Annotated in this window: 8 protein-coding genes and 1 pseudogene; 2 read left to right on the top strand and 7 right to left on the bottom strand. The window is 67.1% G+C overall.

What is annotated here, in order from left to right:
• Positions 1-48: 48 nt before the first annotated feature.
• Positions 49-129: pseudogene (locus F4X11_24885) on the top strand (hypothetical protein).
• Positions 130-212: 83 nt separating this feature from the next.
• Here the strand turns inward: F4X11_24885 and F4X11_24880 are convergent.
• The 7 genes from F4X11_24880 to F4X11_24850 form a co-directional block, all read right to left on the bottom strand.
• On the bottom strand, positions 213-3,518 hold the full coding sequence (locus tag F4X11_24880; GenBank protein ID MYN68213.1) for an ATP-binding protein: 3,306 nt from the start codon (positions 3,516-3,518) through the stop codon (positions 213-215).
• Positions 3,515-4,147, bottom strand: a complete 633-nt coding sequence (locus tag F4X11_24875) for a hypothetical protein (protein MYN68212.1) — start codon at positions 4,145-4,147, stop codon at positions 3,515-3,517. The genes F4X11_24880 and F4X11_24875 overlap by 4 nt, the downstream gene beginning before the upstream one ends.
• A 13-nt stretch (positions 4,148-4,160) precedes the next feature.
• Positions 4,161-5,465, bottom strand: coding sequence for an AAA family ATPase (locus F4X11_24870; protein MYN68211.1), 1,305 nt, complete (start codon positions 5,463-5,465; stop codon positions 4,161-4,163).
• Positions 5,466-5,594: 129 nt separating this feature from the next.
• A complete protein-coding gene (locus tag F4X11_24865) occupies positions 5,595-8,801 on the bottom strand; it encodes a DUF1156 domain-containing protein (protein MYN68210.1) in 3,207 nt (1,068 codons plus the stop codon).
• Entirely contained in the window at positions 8,798-9,760 is a 963-nt protein-coding gene (locus F4X11_24860) for a hypothetical protein (protein MYN68209.1), read from the bottom strand. Before F4X11_24860 ends, F4X11_24865 begins: the two co-directional genes overlap by 4 nt.
• Before the next feature lie 200 nt (positions 9,761-9,960).
• On the bottom strand, positions 9,961-11,253 hold the full coding sequence (locus F4X11_24855; protein ID MYN68208.1) for a hypothetical protein: 1,293 nt from the start codon (positions 11,251-11,253) through the stop codon (positions 9,961-9,963).
• Complete coding sequence (locus tag F4X11_24850; protein ID MYN68207.1) at positions 11,250-14,810, bottom strand: DUF3883 domain-containing protein; 3,561 nt, start codon at positions 14,808-14,810, stop codon at positions 11,250-11,252. The genes F4X11_24855 and F4X11_24850 overlap by 4 nt, the downstream gene beginning before the upstream one ends.
• Before the next feature lie 501 nt (positions 14,811-15,311).
• On the opposite strand from F4X11_24850, the gene F4X11_24845 reads away from it, so the two are divergent.
• On the top strand, positions 15,312-15,560 hold the full coding sequence (locus tag F4X11_24845) for a hypothetical protein (protein ID MYN68206.1): 249 nt from the start codon (positions 15,312-15,314) through the stop codon (positions 15,558-15,560).
• Positions 15,561-15,731: the final 171 nt, after the last annotated feature.

The raw sequence follows: 15,731 nt of genomic DNA, 5'->3' as shown, positions 1-15,731 counted from the left end.
CGCCCGTCGCGCTCGGGCCGCCCGTCCACCCGGCCGTGCAGTACGAGCTTGTTGCGCCTGTCCGTCGGCATCGAGGACGCTGGCGACCTCGTCGCCGATCTCGAGCAGGCGCTCGACGCCGCGGGATAACCTGTGCAGGATAGGTAGCCGCGTCCGAACGGAACGCCAACGAAGCGCGTATCCTGAGGCGGCGAACTGTATCGCGGAGGCTCCTATTCGATCTTCAGTTCCGCGGACACCGTGGCGAGCAGCGCGTCCAGCGCGGCCCTGACGCTCTCCGAGACGTGCCCGTCAGCATCCTGGTTCAGCGTTGCGCCGACACGAAAGCGCAAGTCGTTGCCGGCGCTCGCCTCCAGCAACTTCGGGATCAGTTCGGCGAGATCCTGGATCTGAGAGCCCTCGAGCACCACTCCCGTAACGGACGGAACGGGCGGCGGGGTGGCGGGATCGACTATCGTTTCCGGGCGCTTCAGGCGCAACTGCCCTGCTTCGTCGTACCGGCAGTGCACGGCGACGCTGCCGTCGGCCACTTCGATCCAGCGGCTCTCCACACCGGCCTTGATGCCTTCGCGTACGAGACCCCAGGGCAGCGTTCTGCGCCGGGACTGCGAGAGCGCCCGCGCCAGCGTGACGCCGTTGGTCGTGCCGTCGCGCCAGGCGCCGGGCAGCGCGTTCGCGGCGAGCTCCTGGGCGGCGATGGGATCCGGTCGGGGGTGCAGGACGGCGTCGTCATCGAGCACGCCGTAGGGGATCTGTTCCTTCCAGACCGAGGCGGGACCGTTCGTGAGCCAGACCACGCCCTGCTCGACCGCGCCGCGCACGGCTTCGTGAACGGCCTGTTCATTGCATTCCGGGATGACCTGCGTTTCTTCGTAGCCTTCTCGGGAAACCCGCACCGTGCGCCCTCCCGCGAAGTACTCGCGGAGCGCGCTGATGGTCACCTGCCCGTCGCTCCACAACTCCGGCAGGACGCCGGGGCCGAGCAGGGCACCGGACAGGGCGCCGAGCTCGCATCTGTCGGGCAGGACGACTTCAAGGAGCGGATCCTGGCGCGCTTCCGGGCCGACGGCTTCACGCCACCACGTCCGGGCGCTGCCGTCCGGACGGACCAGCCGCGCGACGAACAGGCCACGCTCCACGCCTTGCAGCACCGTATCGAGCAGGACCTTCGGGTGCAGCAGCTTCGGCAGGCGCGGATAACGCGCGAAGGCGCCCACCAGATCCGTCACGCGACGGGCGTCGTCGTCGTGCCACAGGTCGTACGGACCGTCGGGCAGCAGCGCCTCGGCGTCCACCGCCGTCTCCTTGATGCGCGCCCGCTCGTCGTTCTTGATGGCGGGAAAGAGCGGTCCGGCGCCCGCCGGCAGCTTGAACGCCTGCACCTCGTTCTGCTCGTTCACCGTCACGACCACGGCATACGCTTGGCGGACGATCTCCGGAACGCGCTCCCGGGCCTCCCGGAGCCGCCGTCGCAGGCGCTCCGCCTGGAACGGGTCGACCTGGTGGGCCTCGAGCTGTCCCGCGACGTCTTCCCAGCCGAGGAGGGCCCGGACGGCGGCGTGCGCCGCTTCCAGGCCGTCGCGCGACGGGACCGCCAGGACCACCGCGTTGCGATGGACGCGTGGCCGGTCGGGTCCGGTCGTCTCGTCCAGCACCCGCTTCGCCGCACTGCTCGGCTTCCCGGACTCGGACGCGGCGCCGGCGTCCATGACGACGTAGCGGAAACTGCCGTCGTCGCCGACCTCTCTGGGTGAGCCCGGCAGCAGGTGGATGGTGGCGCCCACCGCCTTCGCGCCGTCGGTGAGCGTTCGTGCACCGCGGATTTCTTCGCGGAGCCGCTCGTCCACCTTTTCCTGACTGACTCGTTGCTGGCACGCCTCGTCGTGCATCTGGCGCAGGTTGGGGCGGTTGCCGAGGCGCCACGACTTCGGCAGCGCCGGCGTAGCGCTTCCCGCGTCCAGGTCCGCGTCCTCGTCGTCGAGGAACCACGAAATCTCGCGCCAGCGGCGCAGCCCCTTCTCCAGCTCGATGCCGTCGGGAGCGGTGCTGCCGGCCATCCGAATCAACTCCGGCGTGTATGCCTTCCTGCCGGTCGGCTGCGAATGCAGAAACACGGTGACCACCGCCTGCTCGGCCTCCCGGCCGGGACGCAGGGCCGGCGACTCGTGCTGGATCTGGCGGGCCTTCTCCAGCTCGGCTTCGAGCAGCGTGCTCCAGTCGGTGTGGCTACCCTCGACCGTTCCGGACGTGGCGACGCCGGCGAGCTCGCGCACCGCTTCCGAGATTCCCGGCTTGTCAGGCGCGGCCAACAGGGCCGACGGACCGATCAGCGGCGCGGTATCCCACCGCTCGGCCTCGCGCAGTGCGGTCGCCAGCGTGCGCAGGATACCGCGCGTCCGTTGGAATCCTTCGAGCTGGGTCCAGCGGCTGTAGAAAGCGTCGGTCAGGTCGGGGTGAAAGGGAAAGCTCGCGATAAAGCGCTCCTCGGCCGCCGATCGGTTCCTGGCGGTGGTTTCTTCCAGCTTCGCCAGATCCCGCACGATGCCGATGACGTGCGAACGGAATCCATCGAGGCTGCGGATGTCGTCGGGTTCGAAGAAGCGCCGGCGCAGCACGACCGGCACGTCTTCCTTTTGTACGGGTTGCACGCCCTCCTCGCGTTGCCGCCGGAACACGTCGGACAGATCGGAGGTCAGCCGGCTGCCCAGCTCGCCGCGCTGCTTGTGCGGGTCGGTCGCGAGTATCGAGGCGACCATCGCCGCGGTGTCGACCTTGCCCACGGCCTGTGTCAGATACTGGAAGAAATCGACGATGCGCCCGCGCCAGACGGGATCGAGGCCCGCCTTCTCGCGGGCGTACATCAAGACCTCGTCGGCCAGAACCAGGGTCGCCAGCCCGCGCCGGCGGGGGACCTCCAGCAGTGCGGCCAGCAGCGGCTCCGCGGGCGGCGTCTCCCGCTCCGCATCCAGCCCGTCGGCGTGTATTGCGCGCAGTCCATCCGCGCCGGCGAGCTGGAACGCCAGCACGCTCCACGGATGGCGCAGAGTGCGGGTTTCCCCATCCGGACCGCGCACTCCCTCGACACCGCGCTCGGCGTCGATCTTGTCGAAACAGAGCGTTACCGGGAACGCCGCCGGCAGATCCATGCCGACGTGCTCGCGGAACTCCTGCACCGCGGGCAGATCCGGCAGTGCGCGCGGATCGCGGAACAGATGATGGAGCGTGATCAACGTGTGCGTCTTCCCGCCGCCGTAGGTCAGCTCGAGCTGCCGCACCGCCTTGTCGCTCCGTCCGGCGAGCCGTGCCGCAACGTCCTTCACCAACTCGCGCAACGCGTGGGTGGGATAGGTCAGCGCGAAGAACTTCGCCGGGTCCTCGTAGACCGGCCGGCGTCCCTGCGCCTGCGCGACCTCGTGCAGGTCGGCGGCGAATTCGGCGAGCGCAAGCTCACCAGTCCGCAGTTCTTCCTTAAGGCGAACGACTGTGTGCCAGGGCTGGAGGCGGTTCGTCTTGGTCATCGTTCTGTCTCGGGCGGGAACCAGGCGCGCAGGGTGCGCGTGAGCTCGACAAAGGACGGGTCCTCACAATCGGTGAAGTCCACCAATGTCGCGAGATCGCGAAACTTGCTCGGAGACCGGCGGGCCTTCGGCCGGAGCCTCGCCCGTTCCATTGCCTTCCGCATCGCGTCCTTCGGGTCTTGCGGTTTGCGGTGATTGGGAGCCCATAGATTCTCCGATACCAACCAGCGTCGAAGCGCCTCGAAATCGTTGCCCCAGCCCAGCACTGCCGCCACTACCGGTGAGCGACTCCATACCCAGACCTCAATCTCTGGATCGATGACGATGACTTTCGACCGGTTCTCCCAACCGTTGCGCGTCAGATCGCTCTCGACTTCTTCCTGGATTTCTTCACGTGTCCCCCGGCTTCCACAACCGTGACGGTCGAATGTAACCAGTGCGTAACGATACGCCCTCAAATACGGCTGCAGGTAACTGGCCGCGTTGGCCCTGCATCCGCTATCCCTGTTGACGTGTCGTCGGATTTCGAAGTCCACGGGTGCGATGTCGATGTTGTCGGTGCGGACGAGGAGGCCCTTCATTGCCTGCTCGATATCCGCGTCGGGAACGAGCACAAGTAGATCTTTCATCTGGAGACCACGATCACCCGATCACGCCCGTGGCGAAGAGCAAGTCCATGTCCGCGGTCCCGTGCCAGTCCTTCAGATGAGGGTGCTCAGTTCCCCGGACGATGTCTATGGCGCCGTCGGCCGTCCTGGCAAAGCAGAGAGCCTCTTCCGGCTTGGCCAGCCCCAGGAGCGTCGGCGAATGCGTGGTCACGAGAACCTGACCGCCATAGACCGAGGCCAGCGAGTCGTAGATGGCATCGAGCGCCAGCGGATGAACGCCGTCTTCCGGCTCCTCGACCAGGATGATTTCGTGAAGGAACCGCCGGTCACTCGGGTACGAGTCCGCCACGGGCAGGTAGGCGAGCAGCGTCAGAGCCAGAAGCTTGAGGGTGCCGTCGGAAGTCATCCAGGAGGGGACCTCGACGCCGTTTGCGTAGCGCAGCATGAGATACGCGTGACGGTCGTCCTCGCGTTCGACCACACGGACGCCTTCCAGCTCGGGAAGCACTGTCTGCACGTGTCGGATCCATTCCCGGTAGTCGTCTTCCTGTATTTCCTGAAGGTACCGTACGTTCCACGGCAGACTTGCTCCATCGCGGGTGAACGCCCGGTCGCTGTCGAGAGAGCTGGCGCGGCGCAGACGCGAGCCATCGAGTACGACTCCGCCGCCGAAGCCGGCGAGCATGTATATGACGTGAGAGGCCGCAGGATACAATGCGCTCGATATGTTGCCGGGTGACGCCGCCAATCCTGACGATCCGAAAGGAATACCTGTCACCGGATTCTTTCTGGCCCGTGGGGTGGTTTCCGGGCGGAACACGCGTCCGCCTTGCCGCTCCTGACTGAACACGGTTCGTGACCCGCGCTTCCCGCCACCGTTCGTTATCGTAGTGGGAACCTTGGAATTCTCCGGAAACCGGGGGCTGCGCCGCCGAGTCGGCCGTGCTGGATCCCCTGCCAGGAGTCCGCGTTCGCGTGCGACGCTCACCTCGCCGCCGCGCTCCTCGATCGCCACTTCGTAACGAAACGCCTGGAAATCTTCTCCAGTTGGTCCTTTTGGAAGTTGTCTTCTCACCAGCTCCGGAATCGTCATTTCCACTGCCAGCTCGAATCGCGGATCGACTCCTGGGCGTCCCCAGGCCAGATCCTGGAAGTTTCGAGTGCGGCTGTCTATCGCTGCCCGGAGTCCATCCCGCATCATGTCCCCAAGGAAAGAGACGACGTCGAACAACGTGCTCTTGCCGCTCGCGTTGGGGCCGACCAGGACGTGGAAGCGGTCGAGCGAGACGTCGACATACCGAAAACAGCGGTAGTTCAGCGCTTGTATGCGGCGAATCATCGGGTGTCCTGCGGTCGGTAGTCTGGGCGCATCAGTCGCAGTGTGGGGTGTCCGCCCGCTCGCACGGATGAACCTCGCATGTCGCTGATCGACGGTGATCGTATCGTGGATGTCCGTCGAGCGGGTCGTTCATGACGCGTCTCCGTAGTCGAACCTCATGGAACGCGGAACGGCGGCGCCGCCGTGGGTCCGGACGTGGGTCTGGATGGACTCCAGCAACTTGCGTTCGTCCGATCCCCGTTCCGCCAGCTCGGTGACGGCCTGCACGACGCGGGCGAAGATCTCGTGCCGCCACAACCCGCGCGCTTCGAGGTAGGCGTCCACGCGACTCTGCTCGCCGGACCTCCAGAGCTGCATCAGCTTGTGGACGCAGTCGACGAGGGGTGGCGGGCTGCCGTCCGGCGACGGCTCGCCCAGGTCGCGGGCGCGGCGCTGGCTCCACGTCTTGAGGCGCACGTCGCTGCCCGATGTGTCACCGTTCTCGTCGCCATCCTCGTCCGTGGAGGTAGATCGTCCGCCGGCGAGCAGGTCCAGCCGCCCGGCCAGGTCGGCGTCCGACACGTTGCACGACAAGGCGTACAGGATGCAGGCGCCAGCGGGGGCCGGGGCGAGGCCGAAGTCCTTGCGGTGCAGCAGGTAGTAGGTGGTCGGATCGTCGAGCTCGCCGGTGGCGCCTGCCTGCTGGTCAAGGAGCCGACTGACGACGAACCCGACCACCATCCGCCGCACGCGGCGCAGGAAGTCGTCGACGGTCAGCAGCCGGCCCGGAGCGTCGGCTTTCCTGACCGCCGGATGCCGGCTGAACGCCTCCAGCGCCGGCCCGGTCGCCGCCCAGACGAAGTCCGGTCCGCGAATGCCGGCGTCCCAGAAGGCGCGCAGGTGCTCGGTGACGTTCGCCTGCATGTCGGCCAGCACTCGGTTGTCCCAGCCGGGGCGGGCCGTTGGGGCGCGCTTCCGGCAGACGAGCCAGATGGAGGACGACAGGCGCGCACCGCCCGCGACCTTGCTGTCCCGCTCCGTCTGGATCGGCCACGAGGCGTCGACGACGAAGCCGGCCCGGATCAGCGCCGACACCAGCGTCGCCCAGGCCGCGGGCTGCTTGTTGGCGAACACGACGACCAGCCGCCCGTCGTCCCGAAGCGCGTCGTGGCAGCGGCGGAACGTGCGCAGCATGCCGTCTTCGTACGCTTGCCTGGATTGTGCCTTGTCCGTACCGAAGCGGCCCGGCTGATCGACCAGCTCGCCGTCGTTCGCGCCGGCGTTCCACTTCGGTCCGAGCGGCGCGGCGAAGGCGGCGTCGACGTCCGGCGAAAGCCCGTGCAGCGTGCGCCGCAGCCAGACGTGGAAGAAATCCATCAGGTCGGAGTAGGGGATGGCGTCGTAGTAGGGCGGATCCGTGCACACGAGGTCGAAACGATCCTGCCGCGCCTCGGTCGCCGACCGCTGCTCCACGCGGGGTGGGGGCGCCGCGGCGGTGGCCGTCTCCGTGTGCTCGACCACCCGGGCGATCCACTCGACGGCCTGGATGAAGCCGCCGGTCGTGTCGGCCAGTGGACAGGACTCCGCGAAGTCCCAGACCATCGGCAGGGCGAAGCGTGCGAAGGTGTTGCGAATCTGTTCGAGGTTGTTGGTCCAGGTGGCCACCGCGCTGCCTCTGTCGGCCAATCGACTGATCGAAGGCGCCAGCCAGGCGACGATTGCCTCGCGCCACTCGTCCGGGTAGTCACCCATCGCCGCGGCGCAGCCGCGGATCGCGCGGACGAACGTGCCGAGCGCCAGAAGCTGCCGGTCCGTGAAGAGCGTGCGCCACGTGTCGAACCCGTAGCGCGGGAGACCGGACGCGCCTCGCGAGTTGGGGGACGGCCGCTCCGCGACGATGGACTCGTCCGGCAGGCCGAACGGGACGCCGGCGTAGAGCGCTTCGATCTCCGCCCGCTCCACGCGCGCCGCGTCGAGTTCCGCCGCCGTCGGCAGGCGGTACTCCTTGCCCGTCTGGCCCTCCACGACGACTGCCGTCATGCGTTCCCCGAGCCGTCCCGCCAGTCCTTCCGCGCGGATGTCCTTCGTCGTCGCGATCGCGCCGCAGGCGGGGCAGCGGGCGCCGCTCGCGCTCATGGTGCCCGCGCCTAGCGTCCGATCGTGCTCGCGCTTCTGCGCGGCGTTCCCGCTGTCGTCGGGAACGTCCCGTTCGATGCCGAAGTCCACGCCGCTACGGTCCATCCGCGGTTCCAGGATGAGCCGAACCCGCTTCTTCGCCTTCTTGCAGAGCCAGCGGGTCTTCAGCAGCGGAATCTCGGCCCGGCAGCCGCCGCAGCGGACCGTGCGCGCCCACAGATACGCGACGGCCGGCTTGGCGATCCAGCGGGGATTGGCTTCGTTTTCCAGATAGAGCGAGTCGAACTCGGTGTTGAGCGATGTGGTCGATACCCGCCCGTCGGCGTCCGGTTCCAGCAGCAACGGCGGCCGCCGCCGCCAGCGCACGTTTCCGACCGCTCCGACTTTCCGCCGCCCCTTCCGCCGCACCGGTTCGAACTCAGCGTAAGTCGGATAGCGGGTCGCCAGCTCACGCCGAGCAGCCGCCAGCACATGTCGTCCCCAGGCCCGCAGATGCCACGCGGCGCCCGCGTTCGAGGCCGGAGACTCCCCGTCGGCTAGTGTTGCCGCCTGTACCGGCTCGCCGTCGCCGTGTCCCAGCCGTGCCAACGCTTCCCGCAACGCCGCGGTCCGTCGAATGCCCTGCGCCTTCAGAAACGCCTCGGCGAACGCGCGGTCGCCCGCGGCATACGCCGGCAACGGTCGCTTCCGGCCGGCCAGCAGCCGCGGATAGTGCAGCGTGCACCGGAGGATGAACCATGCCACGGGGTTGAGGTCCGCCGCTACCGTCTCGCACCCGAGACGCATCGCCTCCAGTGGAATCGCCCCGCCGCCAGCGAACGGATCCAGCACCCGCGGCGCCCGTCCGCCGAACGCGGCTCGAATCTCGGACCGAAACCGGTCGAGTTCGGCTGCGCCCTCCGGCTCGCTCTCCCGTCCCCAGTGCAGGATTCCGCCTCGCGTTTCCTTCCGGTCCCGTTTCCCGCGGCCTGCTACCCGGCCGGACGGCGCCGGCTCCACGGTTCCGGCCATCCGAGCGAGCAGTTTGTCGCCTTCCTCCTGGTTCTCCGAATCGCGGAGCAGCGTCGCCAGCAGCGTCGCGCGGCTGGCTGCCAGCGGCCGCCGCGCGGGCCAGATGTGCAGCGTGGATATGTGCCCGTGCCGGACGTTCTTCTCGTGGACGGAGTCCAGGGAAACCTGTTTCAGGGGGAAGGCGGTTTCGATGAGGCGGCGGTCTTTCACTTCTTCGCTCCGCTTTGTTCAGCCTTTCCCATAAAGACAATTGCCGCCGCCGTCATGTGCAGCACGTAGCCGACCAGGAATGCGGGAACGGACGTCGGCACGGATCCTTGACCATGACCACTGAGTCGGTTCCGTCCGGTCGGCACGCTGCTCTCCAGTAGGCTTCGCAGCGCAGAGAAATGCTGCTTCCAGAACGCGGGAACCAGTCCGTTGTCGAAACAAATGTCAAGTAGCTTTTTGGCGGTTGCGTTCTGTTCGTAGGTCCACCCTTGCCGGTCGCACACGGTCTTCATCGTGCTCTCGAACGCCTTCAGGCATTCGTTGAGCGCCTCCTTGGCTTTGCCTGCCCGGTAGTGCTCATGAGCATTCAGGAACTCCTGTTGTGCGCCAGCGTAGTGTTTCCCGCTGAGAAGTGTGAGGGCCGGCTTGACGACTTCCGAATGGATCAGTTGTGAATCGATGCGGACGATTCGTCCGTTCTGGAAGCAGTACCCCACGCCGTGCTCCTGGAACCGCTCATTGATCTCTCGCAACGCGTCGTCCGCCACACCAGACGCGTTGGACCTCCTCATGTATCTCCAGTCTCTGGTTCCCTGATCAATGACGCGAAAACACAACTCGACGACGTCCAGAGATCGTTCGACGTTCTTTTCCTGAAGAAAGAAGTTCACGAGTTCCTGCAGGTACATTCGTTCCCCGTGGTCATGATGCTCTTCAGGAAGTCGAAATACCCCGTACTCTCGACACAGAATATCTACGATAGCCTTATAAGTTGCTCGTACTTGACTATCTTCATATTGGACGGAGGAATAGTACTCCTGTGGATTTCCAAGGGCGCCCAACACTATGTGCACTATCTGCACCTTGAGCGGCTCAGGAAGAACGTCGTACGAGTACACGTCCGGCACGTCACCCCGGAGTTTCATCTGTCGTTTTGAGAAGATGTCGAGTATCGGCACATCAACCTCTCTTTTGAAATAGTGATAAATAGTGGTTGCTGTCCTTCCACACGTGCCTTGCCACATGGCTTTCATCTGGAACTGCGTATTCGTTGCGCGAGTCACTCAGCCGGTCGGCGGACAGCTTCTTCAGTTGCTGGTTCAGAGGGTCGACGATCAACGACAGCGACCACTTGTGATTCTGTCATGTGTCGTCCCTGTCATACGACATCGCGGTCGTCCTCGTACGTCGCGGCGTAGATCGTCAACTTCGTAGCCTGTCCGATCTGCTCGAGCTCGGGTCGCCGCCCGGACAGCCGCTGGCTGTCCCGTACCAGGTTCAGAAAACCTTCGCCGCGGGCTTCCATGTAGCTGGTCCCGGTGAGCGCGCTCTTGTAGTCGCGCATGAACCCGGCCAGGAACTGGTTGCGGCGGGCAGGCTGGCAACCGGCGTAGACGTTCTCGATCGTCAGCGTGTTGTAGAGCGCGCCCGGGTTCTGGAACTCGATGCGATCATGGAAAAGCCGGATGATGATCTGGGACCCCCTGACTTCGTAGTCGCGATGCACGACGGCGTTCACCACGGCTTCCTGCAGCGCCGTGTGCACGTAACTCGGGAAATCGCGGCGGCCGTCGCGGTCCTTTCTGGACGCGGTCGGGATCAAGGGAGAAGACCCGAAATAGGTCAGAACCTGTCCTATCTGTTCAGGCAGCGGTCCCGTGACTTGTCGGCTGTCCGAGGTATTCCCATCGGCCGCGCCATGCCGATAGGCCGCGACGTCGATGTAGGCGCCGGGGAGGTGCCGCTCGGGGCGTTCCGCGAACAGCAGTACTCCCAGATGGGTCGGAATCACGCCGGCGTCAGTGGTGGCGGCGAGCTTGTGGGCCAGCAGCGTCGAGGTCCAGTCTCCAGGCCTGGTCCATTCCGGAAAACGGTTGCGGAAGTACGTTTCGAGGCGCAACTCGTGCAGATCGTCCAGGCGGCTGCCGAATACCGGCCGCTCCTTGATCGGGTCGATCATCCGCCGTGCGCTGAACATCCGCGACAGTCGTTCGGGGGGAATCGGGTGGCGGTGGCTGCCGATGCGCTGCAGGAATCGCCCGTCGCCGGTCTGGTGGACGTCGAACCGCGACACCGGGACGTCGATGATCAGGCAGAGCTTCGGTTCATCGTCGTCTCCTGGCAGGTATTCCCAGTTCAGCGCCGGGACGATGAGCGGGTTGCAGTTGGTGGTCGCGACGTTGACCACGAACTGCTCCAGGAGATCGCGCTTTCGAGGATCGACGCCGACCACGACGCGGTCGGCGTCACGGACCCCCATGACGAGAGTTCCGCCACGGGTGTTCGCCATGCTGACGAAGACCTCCGCGAGCTTTGACGCGGCGCGGCCGGTTTCCGATCCGAACGCGATCCGGTCTCCCCGGAAGACGACCTCCTTCAATTCCAGATCAGTGTCTTCACCGGCCCGAATGGAGGACATGAGCGCCTGCGTGTCCATCGTTCTGCTGTTCAAGCCGGCTCCGCGGCGTCGAGCAACGACCTTGGGGAAATGACGTAGACGGACGACTCGCGGCTCTTCGCCAGCAGTCGGCGGAACGGATCGCGCACCCGGACGAGGCGCGGGTCGGGTGTCGCGCAGTCGAAGACCACGTATAGCCAGTAGCGGTCCTCCAGATGGCACGCCTGTTTCCACTCGTTGAGCTCCATCTGGATGGCCGATTCGCCGGCCCGCCCCTTGACTTCGATGTTCCGCACGTCGCCGTTCGGCTGGGCGGCGAGCAGGTCGAACCCGGGCCAGTCGGGCAGGCCGGCGAGACGGGCGGCAGCGGGTCGGGAGACGTCGCGCACGGTGCCGCCCCGCTCCTGCTCCCACGCGGTGGCGATGCGCACCGCGATCTCCTCCACACGAGCATCGTAGCGTTGCAGCTCGTCGGAGGCGCGGGCGGGCACGACGAGGGCATGGGCGAGAAAGTGAACTTCGCCAGCCACGATCCGTTCGGGTGCGGTCTCGGTTCGGGCGAGGACCTCCCGTCGTTCCGTGGAGAGCGCCCGCTGCTCCTGCTTGATCGCGTCGAGTTCGCCGTCCGTAGCATCGCGTCCGGTGCCGGCGGCCAGCTTCGCGCGCCGGCCAGCCAGCTCCGCGGCGCGCAGATCGAAACCTGCACCGATCCGGTGGCAGCGCACCGGCAATTCGGTGCGCAACGCGGCCCGGCGGTCCTCGACCATCCGTGTCGAGAGGTCGTGCTCGGCGTACGCGGCCGCCGTTGCCCGCATGCCGATGCCCCGACCAGCGAGCGACACCGCTCCCGGCGCGACGCCGGGGGCGCCATGCAGCAGCAGCAGATGCTCCACGGGAGATTCATTCAACGCGCCGTCGCCCGCGTGCCGCAGTCCGAACAGGCGCCGCTCCAGGATCCGGGACGTGCCCGGTTCCGTCGGGTCCCCGGCCGTCGGTTGCATGTTCGAGCGTCCGCCGTCATCGGGTTCCTGTTCGACCGAGGCCAGGCCTAGATGGAACAGGTAGGGGGCGTCCGCCTTGGGGTCGGTGAAGATGCCGCCGCGCAGCGCGTCGCGCCTATAAGTGTGCAGGATCTGATCCATCAGCGTGTCGAAGACCGGTTCGCCCGGATGGAGCCAGATGCAGGGCTCGTCCGTCGTGGGCCGCCGGACGCACAGGTTCTCGCGCGCCGGCGGTGGGTAGCGTTCGAGCGCCGGCAACAGCGCGTCGAGTGCCCCGGCCCGGCCGGGGGCCAGGGAGAAGACGCCGTCGAGGTCACCGTCGATCTGCAAGTCGAGCAGCGAGGCGCTCTTCTGGACGAAGCGCCGGACGTAGCCGGGCAGGAGCTGCAGGTAGCGTTCGCGCTCCACGTCGATCCGCAATCCACCGAGACGCTCGGCCACCTCCCCTGGTCGGCCGTAGATGCGCGCCTCGTTGTCGGCGACCGCGTCGACGCGGCTTACGGTAAGCCGGCTCGTGACGTGGTCGACGACGCGGCGTTCTCCGTCGTCGGTCAGCGCTTCGATCATGTGCTCGCGGAGGGACCCGTTCTCGAACAGCCGTCCGATGACGTCGAACACCTTGTCGGATCGAAGCTCCGTGCGGATGGCGTCGAGCTTGTCGAGCAGCACCTCGAGCACGCGTCCCTCGTGCGTGCTGCCGGCGACGAGGTTGAAGACGTGCACGTCGCACCGCTGTCCATAGCGGTGGATGCGGCCCATGCGCTGTTCGAGGCGCGCCGGATTCCACGGCACGTCGTAGTTGACCATGAGCCGGCAGAACTGGAGGTTGATGCCTTCGCCGGCGGCGTCGGTCGCCACGAGGAAGCGGGAGCCGTCCGGGCGCCGGAAACGCTCGACCTCGATCTCTCGGGCAGGCCAGGCCAGGCCGCCGTGTATCTGCCCGACCTGGCCGGAGTACCCGAATCCCTCCAGGCGGCGCACCAGGTAGTCTGCCGTGTCCCGGTGCTCGGTGAAGACGAGCCACTTCTCGCCGGCATGGCGCGGATCTTCCAGGACCTCGCGCAGCGCTTCGAACTTCGACTCCCGGCCGGAAGCGACCAGCCGGCGCGCCCGCGCGCCGAGGTCGGCGAGCACGTCGAGTTCATGCTGCAATTCCTCGATCGTGACGGCGACCACCGCCCCGAGCAGCGCGTCTTCGTAGTCTTCGTGCCGCTCGCCGTCGCCGGTATCGCGCGCGTCGTCTTCGGCGCCGTGCGTGTCGAAGAAATCCTCGTGGTGCTCGCGGTCGAGCCGTTTCTGCCGGCCCTGCAGCTCCGAAGTGGTGACCCTCCCGGAACGCAGGTCGTCGATGGTCTGCTCGATCCTGCTGATCCGCCGTTCGAACGAGCGCAGGACAGCCAGCGTCGAACTGGCGAGCCGCCGCTGGAAGACTCCCATCGCGAGCCGTACCGCCGGGCGGTTGTCGAGGGCCCGGTTGTACGCGTGCCGGAGGTAGGCGGTGGTGGCGTCGTAGAGCGCCTGCTCGCCGTCGGGGCCGGGGCTCAAGGCGTAGCTGAACGTGTCGCACGTGCGCCGCCGGTACAGCGGTGTTCCGTCCAGACCGACCATCTCTTCCTTCGTCCGGCGGATGAAGTGACGGTCGCGCGCCTCCGTAGGGAAACGCCGGAACGCTTCTCCGGTGGCGAACACCCGCGGGTCGAGCAGCCGCCACAGGTAGTGGTACGGCGTGTCCTTGCCCATGTGCGGCGTCGCCGTCAACAACAGCAGGTGCAGCGCCGACCAGCCGAGGCCGGCGTACCGGGTCGCGGGACCGGCGCATCCGGCCAGGGCCTCGGCGAGCTCGTACCGCCGGCGCTTGCGCACGCCATGTTGCTGCCTGACGACGCTGAGCTTGTGCGCCTCGTCGAACACGACGAGGTCGTAGGGCGGCACGGTGGGCTGCCGGAGCGCGTCGAACGTGCGCTCGCTGGTAAGGGTGTCGAGGGACACGATCACGAGGTCGCTTCCCGGTCCGCGGAACGGGTTGGCCGCCGTCACGCGATCCACCGCGGATCGGGACGCGCCCGCGCTGGAGACGATGCGAAACGGCAGGCGGAACAGTGTCCGCAACTCGCGTTCCCAGTTGCCCACGAGGCCGGCCGGAGGCACGACGAGGACCCGGCGAATCCGGCCGCGGGACAGCATCTCGCGAACGTAGAGGCCGGTCATGATCGTCTTGCCGGCCCCGGCGTCGTCCGCCAGGAGGAAGCGCAACGGTTGTTGCGGGATCATCCGCTCGTAGACCGCGATGCGCTGGTGGGGCAGCGGGTCGATGCGCGAGATCTCCGTGGCGAACGCCGGGTTGAACTGGTGTCCGTGGGACAGGCGCACGCCCTCCACCACGGCCGATACGGCGTTCGGGTCGCCCGCGAAATCGAGTGGAACTGCCGGCAGGGAAGCCGTTGCTGCTACCGACGTCGGGTCGGCGGACTGTCCGGCCAACGCATCTTCCAACTCGCGGAGGCGGTTCTGCGCCAAGCGTTGCGGTCGGGACTGGCCTGATTCCCAGCGATGGACCGTGAGCGGCGTAACCCCCAGGCGCTCCGCGAACTGGATCTGCGTCAGCCCCATTCCTCTCCGGATGCGCCGAACGCCGAGGCCTCCCTCCGCAGCGGGTGGGGTGTCTGCGATCTCGTCCACGCATCGAGATTAGCACGATACATCTTCATAGCGCCTTGAACTTTACTATCAAATGTTGTTTCAGTAACGACATTCGTGAATTTTTCGCTGTCGAAGGCTTCGCGCGACTTGGAATCGGCGCCGACCGAGGCCCGTCAGGCCGGGCTCGTGCTCATTCGACATGCAGGAACGCGTGACACCGTCTCCGAGAGTGACAGCTTCGCGGACATCGAGCGGGCGTTGTTCGGGGAGCGTCCGTGCGCCGAGGCGCCGGCGATCGGCGCGTCGTCTATCCCTCGCTCGGGTGCGGCGCCTGCCCGCGGTTGCGCGGCGGGCGACGAGCACCACTGTCCCGGCGGCCAGCCGGTGGGAGTGGGGCGGGCCGCGGATTCGCGGACCACGCGCTGCCGCCGCATCCGCGCTGTCGCCTTTGGGGCCCCGGCCGCGGGGGGCATGCTGATAGTGGTCGGGCTGTTCGGCGGCGCGTTGCAGCTCCCGTTGCCCCTGCTGACGCTCAAGCAGGTGACCATCCGCGGCTCCTACGTCGGCAGCCCGGCCGAGATGGGGGAGTTGCTGGCCCTGGGCCGCTCCGGATCGATTCCCGAGCTGCCGATCGACGAACGCCCTCTTGCCGCCGCACAGGCGGCGCTCGACGACCTGCGAGCCGGACGGGTGATCGGCCGCGTCGTCCTGCGGGCCTGACTTCCCGCAAGCGCGCACTCGGACCTGGTCGCCGAACGCCACTACCACCCTGACGTCGCCGTCGAAGTCCGCTCGCGAGGGTCATTGCGTCGCTCCTCGTCACGCTGGCCCGCCGAGCCCTCGCCCACGCATGCCGCCCGGTCGGCCCCCGCCACGGGCACAGCGCCCCTC

It is taken from the genome of Acidobacteriota bacterium (genome assembly GCA_009861545.1).
Classification (GTDB): Bacteria; Acidobacteriota; Vicinamibacteria; order Vicinamibacterales; family UBA8438; genus WTFV01.
Note: the sequence above shows the minus strand (reverse complement) of the source record. Positions and strands in the feature narration are given on the sequence as shown.